Origin of the sequence: Zhouia amylolytica, assembly GCF_900116365.1 — a bacterium.
Lineage (GTDB): Bacteria > Bacteroidota > Bacteroidia > Flavobacteriales > Flavobacteriaceae > Zhouia > Zhouia amylolytica.
Map to the genome: position 1 here is coordinate 281,786 of NZ_FPAG01000007.1, position 21,083 is coordinate 302,868.

19 protein-coding genes are annotated in these 21,083 nt (G+C 37.1%); 4 read left to right on the top strand and 15 right to left on the bottom strand.

The genetic code is table 11. The features are described 5' to 3' along the window. Nucleotides 1-162 precede the first annotated feature (162 nt). Together epsC and cysM are read left to right on the top strand one after the other, a co-directional pair. Nucleotides 163-954 (top strand): serine O-acetyltransferase EpsC, encoded by a 792-nt coding sequence (gene epsC / locus BM361_RS13070; protein WP_038263855.1) that lies wholly within the window; start codon nucleotides 163-165, stop codon nucleotides 952-954. Beyond that, nucleotides 947-1,834, top strand: coding sequence for a cysteine synthase CysM (cysM, locus tag BM361_RS13075; RefSeq protein WP_074979372.1), 888 nt, complete (start codon nucleotides 947-949; stop codon nucleotides 1,832-1,834). The genes epsC and cysM overlap by 8 nt, the downstream gene beginning before the upstream one ends. A gap of 107 nt (nucleotides 1,835-1,941) precedes the next feature. Here cysM and BM361_RS13080 read toward each other — a convergent pair whose 3' ends face one another. From BM361_RS13080 to hisG, 10 genes are all read right to left on the bottom strand, one after another. Beyond that, the gene (locus BM361_RS13080) at nucleotides 1,942-4,443 is read right to left on the bottom strand and encodes a zinc-dependent metalloprotease (RefSeq protein WP_074979374.1); all 2,502 of its coding nucleotides are present in this window, start codon (nucleotides 4,441-4,443) and stop codon (nucleotides 1,942-1,944) included. Nucleotides 4,444-4,580: 137 nt separating this feature from the next. Next, complete coding sequence (gene corA / locus BM361_RS13085; RefSeq protein WP_038263863.1) at nucleotides 4,581-5,672, bottom strand: magnesium/cobalt transporter CorA; 1,092 nt, start codon at nucleotides 5,670-5,672, stop codon at nucleotides 4,581-4,583. A 26-nt stretch (nucleotides 5,673-5,698) separates the two neighbouring features. Continuing rightward, complete coding sequence (gene hisIE, locus BM361_RS13090) at nucleotides 5,699-6,298, bottom strand: bifunctional phosphoribosyl-AMP cyclohydrolase/phosphoribosyl-ATP diphosphatase HisIE (RefSeq protein WP_038263866.1); 600 nt, start codon at nucleotides 6,296-6,298, stop codon at nucleotides 5,699-5,701. Nucleotides 6,299-6,312: 14 nt separating this feature from the next. After that, entirely contained in the window at nucleotides 6,313-7,068 is a 756-nt protein-coding gene (hisF, locus tag BM361_RS13095; protein WP_038263869.1) for an imidazole glycerol phosphate synthase subunit HisF, read from the bottom strand. Nucleotides 7,069-7,181: 113 nt separating this feature from the next. After that, nucleotides 7,182-7,910 carry a 1-(5-phosphoribosyl)-5-[(5-phosphoribosylamino)methylideneamino]imidazole-4-carboxamide isomerase gene (gene hisA, locus BM361_RS13100; RefSeq protein WP_074979376.1) on the bottom strand — a complete coding sequence of 243 codons (729 nt, stop codon included), beginning with the start codon at nucleotides 7,908-7,910 and terminating at the stop codon, nucleotides 7,182-7,184. A 6-nt stretch (nucleotides 7,911-7,916) separates the two neighbouring features. Next, a complete protein-coding gene (gene hisH, locus BM361_RS13105) occupies nucleotides 7,917-8,498 on the bottom strand; it encodes an imidazole glycerol phosphate synthase subunit HisH (protein ID WP_038263872.1) in 582 nt (193 codons plus the stop codon). A gap of 89 nt (nucleotides 8,499-8,587) precedes the next feature. Continuing rightward, nucleotides 8,588-9,727: a bifunctional histidinol-phosphatase/imidazoleglycerol-phosphate dehydratase HisB gene (hisB, locus tag BM361_RS13110; protein ID WP_074979378.1), complete on the bottom strand. Its 1,140-nt coding sequence runs from the start codon at nucleotides 9,725-9,727 to the stop codon at nucleotides 8,588-8,590. 1 nt (nucleotide 9,728) lies between these two features. After that, a complete protein-coding gene (gene hisC / locus BM361_RS13115; protein WP_074979380.1) occupies nucleotides 9,729-10,778 on the bottom strand; it encodes a histidinol-phosphate transaminase in 1,050 nt (349 codons plus the stop codon). A gap of 2 nt (nucleotides 10,779-10,780) precedes the next feature. Continuing rightward, nucleotides 10,781-12,070: a histidinol dehydrogenase gene (gene hisD / locus BM361_RS13120; protein ID WP_074979382.1), complete on the bottom strand. Its 1,290-nt coding sequence runs from the start codon at nucleotides 12,068-12,070 to the stop codon at nucleotides 10,781-10,783. Nucleotides 12,071-12,087: 17 nt separating this feature from the next. After that, nucleotides 12,088-12,945 (bottom strand): ATP phosphoribosyltransferase, encoded by an 858-nt coding sequence (hisG, locus tag BM361_RS13125; RefSeq protein WP_038263882.1) that lies wholly within the window; start codon nucleotides 12,943-12,945, stop codon nucleotides 12,088-12,090. 427 nt (nucleotides 12,946-13,372) lie between these two features. On the opposite strand from hisG, the gene BM361_RS13130 reads away from it, so the two are divergent. Together BM361_RS13130 and BM361_RS13135 are read left to right on the top strand one after the other, a co-directional pair. Further along, a complete protein-coding gene (locus BM361_RS13130) occupies nucleotides 13,373-14,158 on the top strand; it encodes an OmpA family protein (RefSeq protein ID WP_175496582.1) in 786 nt (261 codons plus the stop codon). A gap of 7 nt (nucleotides 14,159-14,165) precedes the next feature. Beyond that, nucleotides 14,166-14,717: a hypothetical protein gene (locus BM361_RS13135; RefSeq protein ID WP_038263888.1), complete on the top strand. Its 552-nt coding sequence runs from the start codon at nucleotides 14,166-14,168 to the stop codon at nucleotides 14,715-14,717. Between the two features lie 4 nt (nucleotides 14,718-14,721). Here BM361_RS13135 and nadB read toward each other — a convergent pair whose 3' ends face one another. The 5 genes from nadB to fabG all read right to left on the bottom strand — a co-directional run bounded on the left by nadB (nucleotide 14,722) and on the right by fabG (nucleotide 20,986). Further along, nucleotides 14,722-16,272: an L-aspartate oxidase gene (gene nadB / locus BM361_RS13140; RefSeq protein WP_317039399.1), complete on the bottom strand. Its 1,551-nt coding sequence runs from the start codon at nucleotides 16,270-16,272 to the stop codon at nucleotides 14,722-14,724. A 2-nt stretch (nucleotides 16,273-16,274) separates the two neighbouring features. After that, nucleotides 16,275-17,180, bottom strand: a complete 906-nt coding sequence (gene nadA / locus BM361_RS13145) for a quinolinate synthase NadA (protein WP_074979387.1) — start codon at nucleotides 17,178-17,180, stop codon at nucleotides 16,275-16,277. Between the two features lie 135 nt (nucleotides 17,181-17,315). After that, on the bottom strand, nucleotides 17,316-18,131 hold the full coding sequence (locus tag BM361_RS13150; RefSeq protein ID WP_074979389.1) for a prohibitin family protein: 816 nt from the start codon (nucleotides 18,129-18,131) through the stop codon (nucleotides 17,316-17,318). A 10-nt stretch (nucleotides 18,132-18,141) separates the two neighbouring features. Next, a complete protein-coding gene (locus tag BM361_RS13155; RefSeq protein WP_074979391.1) occupies nucleotides 18,142-20,175 on the bottom strand; it encodes a vWA domain-containing protein in 2,034 nt (677 codons plus the stop codon). A gap of 64 nt (nucleotides 20,176-20,239) precedes the next feature. Then, the gene (gene fabG, locus BM361_RS13160; protein WP_038263900.1) at nucleotides 20,240-20,986 is read right to left on the bottom strand and encodes a 3-oxoacyl-[acyl-carrier-protein] reductase; all 747 of its coding nucleotides are present in this window, start codon (nucleotides 20,984-20,986) and stop codon (nucleotides 20,240-20,242) included. Nucleotides 20,987-21,083: the final 97 nt, after the last annotated feature.

The following is a 21,083-nucleotide window of genomic DNA, read 5'->3' on the forward strand; positions in this document are numbered from 1 at the left end:
GCTTCTCCAGTCATATTGTTTAATTTTGAAGCTTCGTAAACTAAACTACAAATAAGTATTGAGGTTTCCATGCTGAAATTTCCTTATATACTGTTAATTTTATAGTATAGATACGACTGAATACGAGATCATATCAATTACATAACGGGTAAATCGTTAGCCATGAAGAATGAAACCATTTTAAACGCCATTCAAAAGCACAAAAAGCTTCCGAATGTAAAATTTCGTCTGAAAGAAAAAACAGAATCCTTTACGGATACATTATTCTATACCTTATTTGATGTAGAGACTTCTGTTGAAAAACATATCAATAGCCTTGAAAAGGATTTCGAAGAATTAGTTGATCTGGCTTGTTGGGAACAACACAAGCCTTGTGCTAAAGTTTGGGAGAGTTATTTAAACAAACTTCCTGAAATTCTGGAACGTTTGAATCTGGATGCTCATTCAATCTATCAGAACGATCCTGCATCCTCTTCAGTGGAAGAAGTATATCTGTCCTATCCCGGATTTTATGCGATTGCAATTTATCGTTTGGCTCATGAATTATATTTAAAGGGTTTTCCTTTGGTGCCAAGACTTATGACAGAATACGCACACTCGAAAACAGGCGTTGATATCAACCCGGGAGCCTCTATAGGTGATTCATTTTTCATCGACCACGCCACCGGAGTTGTCATTGGTGAAACGACCATCATTAAGAATAACGTAAAAATATACCAGGGAGTTACGCTGGGAGCTTTAAGCGTGGACAAAAAAATGCAAAACGTAAAAAGACATCCCACTATTGAAGATAATGTGACTATTTATGCAAACGCTACCATTTTGGGAGGAGAAACTGTGGTTGGAGCTAACACGGTTATTGGGGGTAACGTTTGGCTTACCAAATCAGTTCCTGCAAACTCCTTAGTATCACATACCCCTGAAATAAAAATAAAGACAGTTACCCATGAGTAATACCATTCTAGATCAAATTGGCAACACCCCTATGGTCGAAGCCACTTCTATAAATACAAATCCTAATGTAAAGCTATTTTTAAAATTAGAAGGCAATAACCCCGGAGGAAGTGTTAAAGACCGGCCTGCCTATAATATGATTAAAAGTGCTTTAGAACGCGGCGCTATTGATAAAAACACCAAACTTATCGAAGCTACCAGTGGCAACACCGGTATCGCTCTGGCTATGATAGCTGGAATTTACGGCTTAAACATAGAATTGGTCATGCCGGAAAATGCCACCAAAGAACGGGTGCAAACTATGCGCGCCTATGGAGCCAAAGTTACCTTAACCCCAGTTGATATTGGCATCGAAGGATCCAGGGATTATGCGGAGGCTAAGGTAGAAAAAGAAGGCTATGTGATGGTCAACCAGTTTGCCAACGACGACAACTGGAAAGCCCATTATAAAACCACCGGTCCTGAAATATGGCGTGATACTGATGGGAAAGTAACTCATTTTGTCTCTGCTATGGGAACTACGGGTACCATAATGGGTACTTCTACTTATTTAAAAGAACAAAATCAGCAGATACAGATAGTGGGGGTACAACCCGATGATCATGCAAGCATACCAGGCATTCGTAAATGGCCAGTAGAATACCTTCCTAAAATTTTTAATCCGAGTAAGGTTGATCAGGTAATAGAGGTAACAGAAGCCGAAGCAAGAGCTACTACGAAAAGATTAGCCCATGAAGAGGGTATTTTTGCAGGAATGAGCAGTGGTGGTGCCGTTGCCGCCGCATTAAAACTTATTGAGACCATCGATGAAGGTATTGTGGTAGCCATTATTTGTGACCGTGGCGACCGTTATCTTTCGTCCGATTTATTTGATAAATAGAGTAACATGCTTTATCTGTTTTTTAGGAACTACATATGCTAATTTAAGAGTTAAACAAAAAAGCTCCGGAACATTCCGGAGCTTTTTTTATGAAGGTACTAATACTATTAGCCGTTAGGGTTTAATACAACATCAATTCGCTCTAAAGCATCTTGTAAATGAATTCTACTCATGCTATCTCCTGTTCTGTTTAAACCGGAACGTATAGCTCTTTGAAGAGATGTCAATTCAGCTCTCACAACTGCTCTGATATCAGATTGACTCGTATTAACTGCCGTAGCTTTTATATATCTGCTGCCGCTTGCACCATTTTGATTTGGCGCATTCATTAAATAAGCTAATCTTTCAATATGTGCACGTTGCAAATTCCTGCGATAGGTATCGATCGCTTTACCACTTCTTAATTCAGTCCACACACCATTTCTAAGGTCACGTGTCATATCAGTAAGTTTGTAGGCATCGTTTCCATTAATGGTTTCATTTTCAATCATTCGAGCCATTTTACCTACACTCAATACATTATTCAAGGTACGTGCCTGCAATTTACGAACTCGCTCTATTGAACCTGAATATTCAATTTTATTAAATATATCCTGGTCTAACAACCACTCAGGTGTTTCAAATAAGTTATCAATTACAAATTGTAAGGCTTCTTTCTGATGATTTTTATCAACATGAATATAAACAGCACCATCTTGTCCGGCAGCCTTGTAATATTCATACACTCCTCCTATATTATTTGAAACGTGCCCCATGTAACGATTAAACTGACTGATTACATGTCCGTACATTTCATCGAGATCTTCATATGTTTCTCCTTCAGTTGTAGTCCACTCAATTAGGTTCGGAACAATACGTTTCAGGTTTTTAATTCCATATTCACTTGCTAACATAGCATTATCGCCCAAATCCTCTGTTTGCGAGCTAGGGTCTACTACATTTCCAGCCTGTTGATGTCCAAATCTATATAGAGGATCTCCTGCATGCTTTAAAATCCATTGGTTTAAAGTTTCCTTCTCTTCCTCAGCAGTTTTATCTAAAATTGGTCTATACCCCCAAGAAATTGAATATTTGTCGTAAATCCCAATATTTGGCATAAGTGCTACCCCATCATCACCTGGCTGGGCAACATAATTAAAACGAGCATAATCCATTATAGAAGGTGCGGTACCGAACTGTTTTGTAAATTCAGCATCGCGTAATTTTTCAACAGGATAAGCAGCACTACTTCCCATATTGTGAGGTAAACCTAAAGTATGTCCAACCTCGTGAGATGAAACGAAACGAATCAGTCGTCCCATAACTTCATCTTTAAACTCCGGGCTTTGTGCTTCCGGATTAATTGCAGCTGTCTGCACAAAGAACCACCCGCGCAACAAAGACATTACGTTGTGATACCAGTTGATATCGCTTTCTAAAATTTCTCCTGACCTTGGGTCACTCACGTGAGGTCCGTTTGCATTAGGAATAGGAGATGCCAAATAGCGAACTACAGAATAACGAACATCTTCAGGACTCCACTCCGGATCTTCTTCAGGAGTTGGCGCATCTTTAGCAATTATTGCATTTTTAAAACCGGCAGCTTCAAAAGCCACTTGCCAATCTTCGATACCCTGCTTGATATATTTTCTCCATTTTTCAGGGGTTGCTCTGTCTATATAATAAACTATTGGCTTCTTAGGTTCTACCAGCTCCCCTCTTTTAAACTTCTCGATATCTTCATCTTTCACCTCAAGTCTCCATCGATCAAGATATTCCAGTTTCTTACTGCGTTGTGCTTCCGAACCATAATCTGTTTGAGTACTTGTGAACCATCCTACACGTTCATCGAAATAACGACGCTTCATTGGCACTTTAGGTAAAAGAATCATTGAATTGTTCATCTCGATCGAAATCGTCCCGGTTGAACCATTTGAAGGCGGATTTCCTGCACTATAGGTCTTAACATGTCTTGACTCTATATTATGAGGGTAACTTTTAATACTCTCAATGAAAGATTTATCGTTTTCAAGACGTGTTACTTTATAAGCTTTTCTTGCACCACTAGCCAAACCGAATGGCTTAACATCACCCTCAAAAAGAGATGTTACATCAATAACAGTACTTACAGAGTCTTTCCCAATAGCTTTAATCGGAAAGGTCGCTAAAACAGGTTCGAAATTAGAGTTAACTACCGCTTGATATACCGGCAGGGAATCATTCGCTACAACATTATGAGAAACGATCCTTAAGATAACCTTCTTATCTTTCTTTTGCCAACGTAATACCTGTTCGTTTTGTTTACCTCCCCCAAAACCTAAACCACTGGCTGTTTTGGAAATACGGGTAACCATTAACATCTCACGATCAAAAAGTGAATCATTGATTTCGTAAAAATACTTATCGTCTAATTGATGTACCGTAAATAAACCCGTATCGCTTTTAGCATCTTTGGTGATTACCTTACTATAGGGCTGAATACCATTTTTATCGGCTTTCTTGGCAGCAGGTTTTGCAGCAGTACTATCGCCTTTTTTAGATTTACTAGCCTTTTTCATTGTTGAGCATGAGGACAATACCAAAAATGCTGAAGCAACTAAAAGGAACTTCGAGGAAAAGTGTTTCAAAATAATAATTTTTTAAAATTAGCAGGCGTGAAAATAATTATTCTATGAGGAAAATTATCTATATGGCTGTTTTTTAGTTTTTTTTTAACTAAAGAAAAGAATCCTGACCTCTGGCAAACTTCAGTTGAGGTCCGAAAGAATTAAAACCATCGTTTTCTTTTGAAGTAAATGATCATTACAATTAAAATCAGAAACATAATACCCAGCACATAAAAATACCCATACTCAGATTCCAGTTCAGGCATATTTTTAAAGTTCATACCATAAATACCGGCTATAAAAGTCAGTGGAATGAAAATAGTGGCTATGATCGTAAGCACCTTCATTACCTCGTTCATTTTATTGCTCATGTTGGTCATATACACCTCCATGAGGTTAGTGATAAGCTCTCGGTATAACTGTATATTTTCATTAATCTGAATGCTATGATCTAAAGCATCCCTTAGAAATAATTTAGTCTCTTTGGTGACCAGCGGATGTTCAGACTCTATAATCCTATTCACCAGATCTTTTACCGGAACCACCCATTTTCGAACGGAAAGTACTTCTTTTTTTAATCGTTGTATTTTTTCTGCAGTTTCCTGGCTTGGGTGATTATAGACCTCCTCTTCGAGCAGGTCTATCTTTGCAGCAATGTTCTCTGTAACTACAAAATACTGATCGATAATTGCATCGATCAGTGCAAAGAATAAATAATCGGCTTGCCTGGTACGAATCCTTCCAAACTTATTCTTAATCCGATCCCGAACCCCTTCAAAAACGTCGAGTTCAATTTCCTGAAATAACAGTACATTATGCTCAGATAAAATGATCGCACAGTGTTCTGTACTGATCTCATAATCTTTATTCAGGTATAGCATCTTCAAAGTTGCAAACACATAATCATCGTACTCATCAATTTTTGGACGCTGATTTGTATTTACAATATCTTCGAGAACTAATGGGTTAATATTAAAGTAATTCCCCAGCTTATCGATCTCTTTCTCATTACTTAACCCATACACATTGAACCAGGTAACATTAACCTGTTCTTTAAATGCCAAAGCATCTTCCACCCTGGTAAGGGTTTGAAAATCAAACAGGTTATCAGAATAATCAATAACGGTAATGGCGTAGGTACCATCTTCACGGTTTCCCATGTAGGTTATGGTACCCGGAGCTTTACCTATTTGTCGCTGCGAACGAAATTGCTTTTGTATTGCAGATTTAAGATTAAGCTTTTTCTTAGTCATGCCTAAATTTAAGAAAAAGCCTCATTTTAACGATGTCTATCCTGTAAAACCTTTTCAATATCTTTTAAAGAATACCCCTTGGCTCTCAACAAAATTAAATAATGAAATAACAGGTCTGCACTTTCATTTAAAAACAGTTCTTCATTATCATCCTTTGCTTCAATAACAGTTTCTACAGCTTCCTCGCCTACTTTCTGTGCTATTTTATTTATTCCTTTAGCAAACAAAGAAGCTACATAACTGCTATCCGCATTAGCACTTTGCTGGCGACTTTTTATAATCGCTTCCAAAACAGAAAAGAAACCATATCCTGATTCATTATTTTCTCCCCAACAGGTATCAGTACCTTTATGACAGGTAGGTCCTTCGGGATCGGCCTGAATTAATAGGGTATCATTATCGCAATCTACCTTCAGATCAATAAGCGTTAAAAAATTACCGCTTTCCTCTCCTTTAGTCCATAATCGCCCCTTGGTACGACTGAAGAATGTAACTTTTCGTGTTTCAAGTGTTTTGGCATAGGCTTCTTCATTCATATAGCCCAGCATTAACACATTTCTGGTACTGGCGTCCTGAATGATGACAGGCACTAATCCGTCGTTGTTTTTATTAAAATTAATTTCCATAAGTATATGCTCATTTATAATCTAACCGGAATATCGTGTTTACGTAATTCCGATTTCAAATCGTTTATTTCTATTTCTTTAAAGTGAAATACACTGGCAGCCAAAGCCGCATCAGCTTTTCCTTCCTTGAAAGTATCGGTAAAATGCTGGATAGATCCCGCACCCCCTGAAGCTATAATCGGAATATTTAATGCGGTAGATAATTGGGCTAAAGCTTCATTTGCAAAACCATTTTTGGTACCATCGTGATCCATAGACGTAAACAAAATTTCTCCTGCTCCTCTTTTTTCTACCTCTTTGGCCCATTCAAACAGATCTAATTCGGTAGGGACCTTACCTCCTACTAAATGTACCCTCCACTGCCCGTCAATTTGTTTAGCATCTATAGCTACTACTACACACTGACTTCCAAATTTAGCTGCCAGATCATTGATGAGTTGAGGATTCTTCACGGCTGAAGAATTTATAGAAACTTTATCAGCACCACACTTCAACAAGCGATCAACATCTTCAACAGAGCTGATCCCTCCACCTACAGTAAAAGGTATGTTTACTTTTTCTGCAACGTGCAATACCAACTCCGCTAAGGTTCTTCTTCTTTCTTCAGTGGCAGAAATATCTAAAAACACCAATTCATCCGCTCCTTCTTTAGCATAGATTTCCGCAAGTTCCACCGGATCTCCGGCGTCGCGAAGATCTACAAAATTCACCCCTTTTACCGTTCGTCCGTTTTTAATATCCAGGCACGGTATGATTCGTTTTGTTAACATTGTTCTTTATTCTTTAAACTGTCAGGTCGAGTCCTGTCTGAATGTATCTGACAGGCAGTTTAGACACATACGTTCTGTGGTCTGCCTTTTAACTTTACTCGAGCTCACAATTATCAACTATTTAAAATATAATTCTCCAATTGCTTCAGGCTAATTCTGCCTTCATAAATAGCTTTACCTATTATAGTACCCTCACAACCTATTTCCTCCAGTTTCGGCAACTCATCGAAAGACGAAATACCTCCGGAGGCAATGAGTTTCAAATCTGCATCAGAGGCATTCAGTATCTTTTTATACAAATCAAAAGCCGGTCCTTCTAGCATGCCATCTTTGGAAATATCCGTACAGATAACGTATTGAACTCCTTCTTTTTGATAGCTATTAATAAATGGTATTAGCTCCTCTTTTGACTCCTCCTGCCAGCCGCTAACAGCAATTTTTTCATTATTGGCATCAGCACCAAGAATAATTTTATCGCTGCCATACTGGCTAATCCAGCTTTTAAATTGAGCAGGATTCTTAACGGCTATACTTCCTCCGGTAATTTGAGTAGCTCCACTCTCAAAAGCTATTTTTAAATCTTCATCAGATTTTAATCCACCTCCGAAGTCGATATTCAGGCTTGTTTTCCCGGCAATCTTTTCAAGAATTTTATAATTAACAATATGACTTGATTTTGCTCCGTCCAGATCTACGAGATGCAAACTTTTAATCCCGTAGTTTTCAAATTCTTTCGCCACTTCAAGAGGATCTTCATTATATATTTTCTTGGTATTATAATCTCCTTTGGTAAGACGTACACACTTACCCTCAATTATATCTATGGCTGGTATTATTCTCATTAGTTTTTAAAGGCTTAAAAAGTTCTTAATAAGTTGTTCTCCCGCAATACTACTCTTTTCAGGATGGAATTGTACTCCGTAAAAATTGTTCTTTTGTAAAGCTACCGAATATTCTACGCCATACGTAGCAGAGGCAATGGTATCCTCACATAACGGGGCATAATAACTATGAACCAGGTACATATATTCATTGTTCTTTATTTCAGAAAAGAAGGGAGCTTCCGGATGTTTGATTTGATTCCAACCGATTTGAGGAACCTTTACAGAATTATTAAACCGGATTACATCTACGTTAAATATACCTAACCCTTTGGTACTTCCTTCTTCAGAGCCATTACACATCAATTGCATCCCTAAACAAATTCCCAAAACAGGTTGCTTTAAACGCGGTATTAACGAGTCAAGTCCTGTCTCTTTAAGCTTTCTCATCGCACTACTCGCCTCACCAACACCCGGAAAAATAACCTTATCTGCCGTCATAATTTCATCCGGATCATTACTTAATACAGGCTTAAACCCTAAACGTTGGAAAGCAAAGATGATGCTTTGAATATTTCCAGCTCCGTAATCTATAATTACTATTTTCATTTTAATGGTATTAGGCAGCGGACGATAGGTTTTAAAAATTGAATAACATCTTTTTATCCATCTACTCCGCTACCAACATCTATTTACTTTTATAATACTCCTTTGGTTGATGGTAATACCATTTTATCAGGATCGCGTTTTACTGCCATCTTAATCGCCTTTGCAAAAGCCTTAAAAATAGCTTCAATTTTATGGTGTTCATTTTGCCCTTCCGCTTTAATGTTCAAATTGGCCTTAGCACCATCAGTAAATGATTTAAAGAAGTGATAAAACATTTCAGTCGGCATCTTTCCTATCATCTCACGTTTAAAATCGGCCTCCCATACCAACCAATTTCGGCCACCAAAATCAATTGCCACTTGTGCTAAACAATCATCCATAGGTAAGGCAAAACCATATCTTTCTATTCCTAGTTTATTACCCAGAGCCTTACTGAAAACTTCGCCCAAGGCAATAGCAGTATCTTCAATAGTATGATGCTCATCTACCTCAAGATCTCCTTTTACAATAATATCCAGATCCATTTGTCCGTGTCTTGCAATCTGGTCTAACATATGATCGAAAAAAGCCAATCCGGTACTGATGTTACTTTTTCCAGTACCATCCAGATTCAACGTAATGCTAATGTCTGTTTCGTTAGTTTTGCGAACAACATCAGCAACACGGTCCTCAAGTTTTAAAAATTCATAAATTTTCTGCCAATCATCAGTTTCTAAGGCGATGTAAGGACTCAATTCCTCTTGTTTAACTGATATTTCGCCCGTACCCAAATTAGTATTCGTATTAATATAAATCGCTTTAGCTCCGAGGTTTTTAGCTAGTTCCACATCGGTTAGCCGATCCCCAAAGACAAAAGATTGATTTAAATCATAATCACCATTCATATACTTGCCGAGCAATCCCGTTTTTGGCTTTCTTGTTGGCGCATTTTCATGAGGAAAAGTTCGATCTATTACGATGTCATCAAATACGACTCCTTCGTTTTCAAATGCCTTTAATATAAAATTATGTACGGGCCAAAACGTATCTTCCGGGAAGGAATCCGTCCCCAATCCATCCTGATTGGTTACCATCACCAATTCATAATCAAGCTCCATCGCAATCTTACTTAAATAAGTAAAGGCTTTGGGGAAAAATTCAAGCTTATCGAAAGCGTCAATCTGTTCGTCTTCCGGTTCTTTGATCATAGTTCCGTCTCGATCTATGAACAATACTCTTTTTTTATTCATTTTATAATTCTTTTAATGCTTTAATCAATGCTTCGTTTTCTGATTTAGTTCCAATAGTAAATCGTAATGTATTATCACAAAGTGGCTGCTTACTTCTGTTTCTTACAACAATCCCTTTTGCTATAAGCTCTTCATATCGACGATCGGCATTATCCACCTTCACTAACACAAAATTAGCGTCTGTTGGGTATATCTTTTCTACAAAATTAACTTGAAGTAATGCTTTAAGTAAATCCTTTTTATTGCTTAAAATACAGTTTATTTCATTATTAACTTTACTAATATGCAACATTGTTTCCAAAGCTTTCTGCTGCGTAAGTTCATTTACATTATAAGGCGGTTTAATTTTGTTTAAAACCGCAATAACTTCCTTCGATGCATAACAAATACCCAATCGAATACCAGCCATCCCATAAGCCTTTGATAAGGTTTGTGTAATTATTAAATTAGGATATTCTTCAAGTCGGTTTAACCAGCTTGGGTGCTTTGAGAAATCAATATAAGCTTCATCGATAACAACGAGTCCTTTAAACGCTCTCAGCAACTGCTCTATTCTAACACTATCCAAAGAGTTTCCGGACGGGTTATTAGGCGAGCAAAGAAACATCAACTTGCTGTTAACATCCACTTTCGCTAAAATGGCCTCAACATTTGGCTGAAAATTTTCGTCAAGAAGCACTTTTTTATTTTCAACATCATTCGTTTCTGCTAGCACCCCATACATACCATATGTTGGTGGCAATGTAATGATATTATCTTCTTTCGGCTCACAAAAAGCTCTGAACACCAAGTCAAGCACTTCATCACTGCCATTACCCAATAAAATCTGCTCAACCTGCACCCCTTTCTGCTCAGCCAGAACTTCTTTTAAGCTTCGCTGCTGAGGATCCGGGTACCTGTTTACTCCATTCTCAAAGGGGTTCTCATTAGCATCCAGATAAATCATCTTCTGTTTAAAATCAACAAATTCATCTCTGGCAGAAGAATAAGGTTTTAAACGCAATACATTGCTCCTTACTAATTTTTCTATATTAAACGTCTTTATATCCATCTCTAATTTTCTTCTAGTGCTTTTAATCTTAAAGTTACGGCATTTTTATGGGCCTGTAAACCCTCAGCCTCGGCCATTAATTCAATAGCTTTCCCTAAAGATCGTATCCCTTGCTCGGTAATCTTTTGAAAAGTCATGCTCTTCATAAAACTATCTAAACTAACCCCACTATATTGCTTGGCATACCCATTCGTCGGAAGTGTGTGGTTAGTTCCGGAAGCATAATCTCCCGCGCTTTCCGGAGTGTAATTCCCAATAAAAACCGAACCTGCATTCTGCACTCCGTTCACGTAATAATCTTCATCTTCAGTGCAAATTATAAAATGCTCAGGCCCATATTCATTAATCATCTCTAAAGCAATCTCCTTACTTTCAACAACGATTAACTTAGAGTTTTCAATAGCTTTTTCCGCTATTGATTTACGAGGAAGCACCTTTAGCTGATCTTCAATTGACACTTCAACTTTATCCACCAAACTGCTTGATGTTGTGAGAAATACAACTTGACTATCCGTTCCGTGTTCGGCCTGACTTAACAAATCTGATGCAATAAAATCAGGATTCCCGGAATCATCTGCCACAACCAGAAGTTCAGATGGTCCTGCAGGCATATCAATAGCCACATTAAACTTAGTAGCTAATTGCTTGGCAACAGTTACAAATTGATTACCCGGGCCAAAAATTTTATAAACCTGAGGTATGCTTTCCGTACCAAAAGTCATACCGGCAATAGCCTGTATACCTCCAACTTTTACTATTTTCGAAACTCCACATAATTGTGCCGTATAAAGTATTGCAGGGTTCACCACCCCTTCTTTATTTGGCGGTGTGCACAACACGATTTCTGAACACCCGGCCAGGTTAGCGGGTACTGCCAGCATTAAAATAGTCGAAAACAAAGGTGCTGTTCCTCCAGGTATATACAAGCCTACTTTTTGTATAGGTCTTTTTTCTTGCCAACACTTAACACCATCAATCGTCTCGACCTTGATTTTTGGGGTTTGCTGGGCTGCATGAAATTTTTCAATATTCTTTTTAGCGATTTGTATAGCTTCTTTTAAATCGTCTGAAACAGTCCTTGATGCTTCTTCGATCTCCACATCAGAAACCATCATATCACTGAGTTGAACACCATCGAAAATACTGGTATACTTTGCTATAGCCCGATCACCCTTTGCACGAACCTCTGCAAATATCTCCTTCACCGTATCTTCAATATCATCTACCGTTTGAGTAGGTCTTTTCAAAAGCGCTTCCCAGCTTTGTTTTGGTGGATTATATATCTTATTCATTGTTTACGTATTATCTTTTAAAGCACCATTTTTTCAATTGGACAAACCAAAATACCTTCTGCACCAACCTCTTTTAGTTCATCTATAATTTCCCAGAATTTATCTTTATTCATTACCGAATGTATAGAACTCCAGCCTTCTTCAGCTAAAGGCAAAACCGTCGGACTTTTCATACCCGGTAGAAGTGAAATAATCTCATCTATTTTCTCGTTTGGAGCATTTAGTAACACATACCTTGATTCTCTGGCTCTAAGGACAGATTTAATTCGAAACTGTAGTTTATCCAGAATTGCCTGCTTCTCTGAAGATAAGTCAGGAGCCTTGGTGATCACAGCTTCACTTTTCAACATGACCTCTACTTCTTTAAGATTATTCTTGAAGAGCGTACTTCCACTGGAAACTATATCGCAAACGGCATCAGCCAACCCGATATTTGGTGCTATTTCTACCGAACCATTAATGATATGAAGGTCTATATCAACTCCTTTGTTATCAAAGTACCCTTTTACTGTGTTAGGATATGAAGTGGCCACACGCTTTCCGGCTAAATCTTTTATATCCGTATAATCCACTCCTTTAGGAACAGCTATAGACACTCTACATTTTGAAAAGCCCAGCTTTTCAATAATTTCGAGATCCTGCCCCTTCTCTATTAAGGTGTTTTCACCCAAAATGGCGATGTCTACTACACCATCTCTGAGGTACTGAGGAATGTCTCCATTTCTAAGATAAAGTACTTCTAACGGAAAGTTTCTGGCACTTGCTTTAAGTTGCTCTCGTCCATTATCTACAGAAATACCACAATCTTTAAGAATCTTCAACGAATCTTCGTTAAGTCTTCCTGATTTCTGAATTGCTACTTTTAATTTGGTCATTTTCTTTCAAAGTTTGGTTCGAGCAACTCACTGACAGGTATAAAAAAACCCGTTTGAATTGCTCAAACGGGTTAAATTTTTATGCTTAGAATTACACATAACTTTCTCACCTCGCCTGAGCGCAAGTATGAAAATGATGATGATGTAATTGAATGTTATTCATTATTTCTTTTTGTTGGTACAAATATATAGCACCTTTTTTAAATTAAACAAATGAACATGATAGTTTTTGTGTTATAAATATGTTTTTCATCCGATAAATCTGTGACAAAACTTATAAAACTCTTATAAATTGGAAGCATGATTACATATTTTTAAATTTATTATACACTAACAACCAGCGTTTTACACAATGAAAGGATTTTTGGTTGCATTCACGATTTTCTTTGTTTGGTCCATTGTGGGCATTTGGATATTTAATATGCTCATGACGCATAATACGATCCAAACGGTTACCTCTGAATCAGAAACTCCACTGGTTAGTAATCAAACATCCAATGTTATCAATGAACCTGGCACCAATAGCCTTGATAGCGATATAAAAGGCAAGTTTATCATTAAAAAGTGGGAGACTAAAATCAGAGAAGTTAATTCCAAGGACTTTAAGAATAAACTACACACCTACCTAATAAACAATCCGGATAAATTTATTACGATACAGGGAATCTATAAAAAGACCGAACCCTATACACTGGCCGAACGCAGAGCTGAATATTTAAAGTCAATTTTTGTAATTCATGGAGTTGACAGTAGCAGAATCAAAGTTAAAACGAAAGAAGGTGCTTTTGAATATAACAAAAAAGAGGAATACGATAACGGATTTCTAATTCACATCGACACCATTCCAAAAAAAATCAAAAAAGTAGTCAATAACAACATTTCTCGTAAAGTTTTATTCGCTAAGTTTGCCTCTAACACCTTTGAACCGGATAATGCATTTAAAACATATGTAGATTCATTAAGGGTGTTTATCACAGGTAACCCTGAAAAGAATATTGCTATTACGGGACACACAGACGATATCGGAAACGAAGCCGACAATGAGTGGGTTGGATTACAAAGAGCTAAAAGTGTCGCTTTATATTTAGTTGAACAAGGGATTCCTAGGGATAATATTACAGTACGATCTGCTGGTGAAACAGAGCCTATTGGTGATAATAACACAACCCAGGGCAGACAAAAAAACAGACGTATTGTTATAACCATGAATTAAAGTATCTATGCTAGCTTTGAATGTATTTTTATTTACCGGATCGAACATTCTTATATGGATATTAATGTTTACCTCTTTTTTATTGGGATGGTTTTTATCTAAATTATATGCTGATAAAAGCAAGCCAAAGAAACCGAAACCTCAAAAGAAGACCCAAGAAGATGGCGAACTTAACAACAAAGAGGAAACACTAACTACGGAAGCTCCCAAAATTAAGGCCGTTTTACGGTACGGAAGAAGTGGCGCCAGCGTAATAGATCCGGACAATCAAGTATTCAAGTCACAATTACCTAAGAAGAACGGCGCAGAAAAGCCCAAATTAAACTTTGGTAACATAGGTGTAGCCACTACCCATGAAAAAGATGATCTGAAACAAATAGCCGGTATAGGACCGTTTATTGAAAAAAAACTTAATGATATTGGTATTTTCACCTATCGTCAATTAAGCAAAATGCAAGAAGAAGACATCGAAACCATCACAACCCTCATAGAATTTTTCCCCGGTAGAATTAAGAGGGATGACTGGAAAGGACAAGCTCAAAACCTTATGGATGAGTAATAATTCATTTTAATTCCTTTACAAAAGGTACTCTGTCTGAATTAAAATACCCGCCCTTATTAGTGCCTCTCCGTAAAGAATGCGCAATGATAAGCCCTGCCACTGTAAGCATATTCCTTAACTCACCAACTGCTAAATCAAGTGGAGTTGACGAATAATGACGCGCTACCAACCGCTTCCAATGGCTCACTTTAGTCTTTGCATCGGCTAACGCCTCATCCGTTCTAACAATCCCAACACTTTCCGTCATTAAAATTTGCAGCTCTTCCTTTAAAGATTGTACATGAATTTGAGCATTTTTAGCTACATTTTTTTTTAGCTCTTTATGAAATTTTAAGCCATCAGGAATAGTATATTGAATTTTATGATATTCATAAATTTGATGCGCATAAACAACCGCCTCCAACAGCGAATTGGATGCCAAACGATTAGCACCATGCAAACCTGTCCTCGCACATTCTCCACATGCAAACAAATTTTTAACTGATGTCTGTCCGTTTATATCAACTTTAATACCCCCACATAAATAATGAGCAGCGGGTCTAACCGGAATCCAATCTTTAGATACATCAATCCCTGCAGTTAAACAATGATGATATATGGTAGGGAAACTCTCTTTAAATGACACCATATCAAGGTGCGTACAATCCAAATACACGCAAGAATGATTACTCATTTTCAATTCATTATAGATAGCTCTGGACACAATATCTCTGGAGGCAAGCTCACCTCTTTCATCATACTTAAAGACAAATCGTTTTCCTTCTGAATTTTTCAAATATGCCCCAAAACCTCTGACAGCCTCAGATATTAAAAAGGCATTTCGATTCGATTGCCGATACAAAACTGTAGGATGAAATTGCACGAATTCCATATCCTCAATGTCTGCCCCTGCCCTGTACGCTATGGCTATGCCATCGCCTGTGGCTATAAATGGATTTGTTGTATGACCATAAATATGACCTATACCACCGGTAGCCAATATGGTACTCCCGGAAGTTATGGTAATTATTTCTTGGGTGTTTGTATCAAGTATATAAGCGCCATTACATATGAGATTCGGGACTTTATCCACTATGAGATCGATAGCAAAATGATTTTCCAGGATAGTGATGTTTTCACAAAGACGTATTTTACTTAAAAGTTTCTTTTTCAACTCAAATCCCGTAATATCCTTATGATGTAATACTCTGGGCAAAGAATGCCCTCCCTCTCTTCCTAGATCATAAGAATTCTGATTATTTAAATCAAAAGATACACCCCAACTAATTAACTCCTTCAATCTATCGGGCCCTTGCTCTACAACCAATCTAACAACATCCCTATTACATAAACCATCTCCACACTGTAACGTATCCTCAATATGCCTTTCGAAGGAATCTGATTTGAAATCTGATACAATTGCAATACCTCCCTGTGCATATCTTGTATTCGATTCCGAAGCTTCTTTTTTAGTTACAATAGTAATTTGCTTATCTTGATAATAAGTAGCTATTTTTAGCGCATAGGAAAGTCCTGCAAGACCCGATCCTATTATTAAAAAATCGGTATTCACTATTACACAGACAATTTAAGCATTCGCTCTATTGGTTTTACCGCTTCCTTTCTGATATCCTCAGGAACTTCAACAAGAGGAGCTTCATTTATTAGTGCTTCATAGAGTTTTTGAAGTGTATTCACTTTCATAAATGCACATTCACTGCATGCACATGTATTATCCTCTTGTGCCGGTGCAGGTATCAACACCGTATCCGGAACCTCCTTTTGCATTTCATGTAAAATTCCAACTTCGGTTGCAACGATATATTTTTCCTCGGGGTGCTCTTTTACATACCGAATCATTCCTGCTGTGGAGCCAATGAATGAAGCTATTTTTAAAATGTGCTCCTCAGATTCCGGATGAGCAATGATTTTTGCCTCGGGGTTTTCTTTTAATAGCGTCAGGATCTTATCAATTGCAAAGGCCTCATGAACCACACATGATCCATCCCACAAAAGCATTTCTCGCCCGGTAACTTTATTTATGTAATTCCCTAAATTTTTATCTGGTGCAAAGATTATGGGCTTTTCTTTAGGAATGGATTCTATTATTTGAATGGCATTTGATGAGGTACAGACAATATCAGTCATCGCCTTGATTGCAGCAGAACAATTTACATAAGTAACTACCACATGATCGGGATGCGATTTAATAAACTCATTAAAAGAATCCGGAGGACATGAATCTGCCAACGAACAACCAGCATTTAGATCTGGTACCACTACCCGCTTTAAAGGATTTAAGATTTTGGCAGTTTCAGCCATAAAATGAACCCCTGCGAACACTATGATATCAGCTTTGGCATCAACTGCCTGTTGTGATAACCCCAGACTATCGCCGACAAAATCAGCAACATCCTGAATTGCCCCGTCTTGATAATAATGAGCCAAAATGACGGCGTTCTTTTCTTTTTTTAAATTCATGTTTTAAGAATAGATAATCGCAAACAAAAATAGATAGCACTACCAGGAATAAACATGATAAAAGTCAGGTATTATTCCAAAACAAAAACGGCATCCCGTTAAGGATGCCGTTTAAACTATTAAATGCCTTAAAATTTACTGATTTCCAAGGATAATCGGTAAACCGTCATCACCCCCTCCAATAACAATAACTTTACTATTAGGAGATTCTGACATTCTCAAAGTGGCATCAATACCTTTTTCCCGTAAAATATTATCCGTCAGGGAGGCATTTAGAATTCGGTTGGCATTTGCCTTACCTTCTGCTTCAATACGTTGACGTTCCGCTTCTTTTTCTGCTTTTTCCAAACGAAATTCATACTCCAAAGATTCCTGCTCTTGTCTAAGCTTACGTTCAATGGCCTCTTTGATCGTCGGCGGAAGCGTAACATCTCTAACCAAAACTTCATTAAGCTGGATGAATTGATCAGAAACTATCTTCTTGGTTTCTTCAAAAATTTCCTTTTGAATGGCATCTCTTTTCGTGGAATACAATTGCTCAGGAGTATAGCGCCCTACTACACTACGCGCAGCAGATCTTACCGCAGGTAATAGCACTCTTTCTCTATATTGCTCACTCTTTTCTTGATGAAGTTTTCCCAAATTTTGATAATCAGGCTGAAACCAAACGGAAGCGTCCAGTTTAATGTCTAGACCATTTGAAGACAATACGTTCATTTTTTCAAATATCTCTTGCTGTCTTACTTCGTACACAAAAACCTTGTTCCATGGAGCTACGATATGAAATCCCTCTCCTAGTGGAGGCTCATCGGTAACAACACCCCCTCCAAAGACCTTGTATAAAACACCAGCCTCTCCAGATCCTATAGTCACTGTTGATTTTGATATAAATATGATCAAAATTATAAAAATTACAATTCCGGGTATAACCGCTTTAGGTAATCTATCCATATATATTAATTTAAATTAATCCGTTATATTTTCTTAAAAACCATTCCATTGCCAAAACTGCCGTTAAGAAAAATAAAATCCATTCCCATTCAATTAATGGAGTTTTAATTTCTTCTGTTTTGTAAATTGGTTTGTATGTATCTGTTTGTATAAGCCCTTCTATCAGATCATTTACTTGAGCTCCTAAATATACTTGAGCAGAAGTCTGTTCTGAAGCACTTTTTAATTTACCATAATTGGCGCTTGTAAACTGCTCTTCAGCGTTGTATTCTAATATAGTAAATTTGCCAGACTTACTAATCTTATCAGACAAGGAAGTTACCGTAAAATTATAATCCCCCGCTTCCAGCGCACTTAGGTCTACCTCAAAATAATTATTCTTCAATAGCATCGGAATAGTATTCACCTCTTTCTTATCATCCCTAATAACAATTTGTAATTGTGCTTTATTATCGAATACATAATTCTTATCAAAATAAGTCGCTGAAATAGACACCTGGTTATTACCGTAATAAAATGAATTGAAAGTCAAATTCAATCGATCCCTATCATTAGAGCTGCTCAGATATTGAATTAAACCACCCATAAATCTATCAAAAGGTTCGAAAGAATTTTGATCTCTAAAACTTTTTGCGCGCCATTGCCAGATTCCTTCACCAAAAAGAACTATTTCTCTTTTCTGTTTTTCCTCAAAAGACACCAATAGCGGTGTGTCTGTGATCACATTACCTATTCTTGTGTTTAATAAAACATCCAATGCTCCAAGAATATTTAAATCTCCAAATGAAGCATGTAATGGTGGAAAATCATCAAACCCAATATCCTCAAAAATAAACGGTTGATACCCTTCATTATATATAGGTAAAACTTCTTCTGTATCAAAACTTATCGCTCTCTCAAATTGTATATACTTCTTGTTTAAATAAGACCAGTCTGTTGAAGTGCCTGTAATCGTAAAAGCGTTTTTATTGTTGTTTTTTAAATACTGATAAACCTTTTCAAATTTATTAGTAGGATTAAAAAGTATCAGGATTTGATATGCTCCCGCCTTTTCATCACTAAACATATCCACATCAAGCACATCAACTGCACGTTGCTCATTGGAAGTGATAGATCTTTTCAACGCTCCTATATCTGGATGTCGAATGTCAGTAATGATAGCTATATTAGTCTTCTGATCGATCACTTCAATAGCAAAATGCCGTGTGTTATTGGTTTTATTTTGCTCTTTTTCAAATGGAGTCAAAGTAGCCAACAATCGCTGCACACCTATATCCACTGCTGGCAACTCAATCGTAAAAATATTTGAATTATTAGTTTCGGAAAAAGTAAAAGCTTTAGAATAAACCAATTTATTTTCATTGTAAAGCTTAAGAACCGTTGGCACCTCATTTTCTCCTTTATAACTGGTTATAATCTCTACAGGATACGTATTGTTTAAAAATGCATATTTATTAACGTTGATATTGTCGATACGAATATCCTGATGCTTGGTAGTATCACCTATAACCACCGAAAATATGCTATTCGGGTAATTCCTGGAATAAAAATTATAATCATATCCATAGGTCTGATTTCCATCTGAAATCAAAACAACAGGAAGTTTATTTTCATCCTGTAGCTCTAGCAATTGAGACAACGCCTTGGTTATGTTAGTTTGTTTTTCCTCAAAATTCAAACTGTCTAAACGGTTTAACTCATCAGAAAAACTATAATAGACGATATTGTATTTGTCATTAAGATCTTTATGAGCTTTTAGGGTGGAAACAATATCTTTAACCATCTGCCCCTGTCCCAAAAACTTAATCGATTCTGAATTATCAATTAAAACAGGTAATTCTTTTTTAGTTATAAAACTATGAGTGGTTGTTATTTCAGGACTAATTAACAATACCAACAAACTAAAAACACTAAGGAATCTTAAAAAAGCGAAAAGCAAGTCTTGAGAAGACTTGCTTTTCTTTTTATAAATATACTGAAATACAGCAGTTAACAAGGCGATAACTGCTGCTAATATTAGTAGTAAAACGGTTTCTATATGCATAAATACAGTACAAACCTACAAGCTACAAATTTATAGCGAAATCTGCTTAATCAAGTTATAAAAACTATGTTAACATCCCACCGTCCACATTCAACACTTGTCCGGTGACATAAGCAGATAAATCAGAAGCTAAAAACAAACACGCATTAGCAACATCTTCAGGAGAGCCACCACGTTTTAAAGGAATTGCATCTCTCCATCCCTGAACTACCTGATCGTCAAGTTTTGCCGTCATTTCAGTCTCAATAAAGCCTGGCGCAATAGCATTACATCTAATATTTCTGGAACCAAGTTCCAATGCAACCGACTTGGTAAAACCTAAAATCCCTGCCTTTGAAGCAGCATAGTTGGTTTGTCCGGCATTTCCTTTAACCCCAACCACTGAGCTCATGTTAATAATAGAACCTTTACGCTGTTTCAGCATGGTACGCTGAACCGCCTTAGTCATATTAAACACAGATTTAAGATTCACTTCAATTACCTTATCAAAATCCTCTTCTGTAATTCTCATTAAAAGATTATCCTTGGTAATTCCTGCATTATTGATAAGGACGTCAATCGAGCCAAACTCCTTTACAACAGCTTCAGCCAATTGCTGTGCTTGTTCGTAATCGGCCGCGTTACTCTTGTAGCCTTTAACTTTCACCCCTTTAGCTGATAATTCATTTTCTAAAGCATTAGCCGCCTCTGTTGATGAATTATAAGTGAAAGCTATATTCGCCCCTTGTGCTGCAAAAACTTCAGCAATACCTTTTCCGATACCCCTGCTGGCACCTGTTATAATTACAGTTTTTCCGTCAAGTAATTTCATGTTTATTTCCAAATGATTAGTAAAAATCAAATATAAGTTATTTGTGTGAGCAAAAAAACAAATAACTTAGGACTATACGCACTAAACAGCATTGCAT

Coding starts and splice junctions, on each gene's coding strand:
- epsC (WP_038263855.1), top strand. CDS start 163: ATGAAGAATGAAACCATTTTAAACGCCATTCAAAAGCACAAAAAGCTT.
- cysM (WP_074979372.1), top strand. CDS start 947: ATGAGTAATACCATTCTAGATCAAATTGGCAACACCCCTATGGTCGAA.
- corA (WP_038263863.1), bottom strand. CDS start 5,672: ATGACTAAGAAAAAGCTTAATCTTAAATCTGCAATACAAAAGCAATTT.
- hisIE (WP_038263866.1), bottom strand. CDS start 6,298: ATGGAAATTAATTTTAATAAAAACAACGACGGATTAGTGCCTGTCATC.
- hisF (WP_038263869.1), bottom strand. CDS start 7,068: ATGTTAACAAAACGAATCATACCGTGCCTGGATATTAAAAACGGACGA.
- hisA (WP_074979376.1), bottom strand. CDS start 7,910: ATGAGAATAATACCAGCCATAGATATAATTGAGGGTAAGTGTGTACGT.
- hisH (WP_038263872.1), bottom strand. CDS start 8,498: ATGAAAATAGTAATTATAGATTACGGAGCTGGAAATATTCAAAGCATC.
- hisB (WP_074979378.1), bottom strand. CDS start 9,727: ATGAATAAAAAAAGAGTATTGTTCATAGATCGAGACGGAACTATGATC.
- hisC (WP_074979380.1), bottom strand. CDS start 10,778: ATGGATATAAAGACGTTTAATATAGAAAAATTAGTAAGGAGCAATGTA.
- hisD (WP_074979382.1), bottom strand. CDS start 12,070: ATGAATAAGATATATAATCCACCAAAACAAAGCTGGGAAGCGCTTTTG.
- hisG (WP_038263882.1), bottom strand. CDS start 12,945: ATGACCAAATTAAAAGTAGCAATTCAGAAATCAGGAAGACTTAACGAA.
- BM361_RS13130 (WP_175496582.1), top strand. CDS start 13,373: ATGACGCATAATACGATCCAAACGGTTACCTCTGAATCAGAAACTCCA.
- BM361_RS13135 (WP_038263888.1), top strand. CDS start 14,166: ATGCTAGCTTTGAATGTATTTTTATTTACCGGATCGAACATTCTTATA.
- nadA (WP_074979387.1), bottom strand. CDS start 17,180: ATGAATTTAAAAAAAGAAAAGAACGCCGTCATTTTGGCTCATTATTAT.
- BM361_RS13150 (WP_074979389.1), bottom strand. CDS start 18,131: ATGGATAGATTACCTAAAGCGGTTATACCCGGAATTGTAATTTTTATA.
- BM361_RS13155 (WP_074979391.1), bottom strand. CDS start 20,175: ATGCATATAGAAACCGTTTTACTACTAATATTAGCAGCAGTTATCGCC.
- fabG (WP_038263900.1), bottom strand. CDS start 20,986: ATGAAATTACTTGACGGAAAAACTGTAATTATAACAGGTGCCAGCAGG.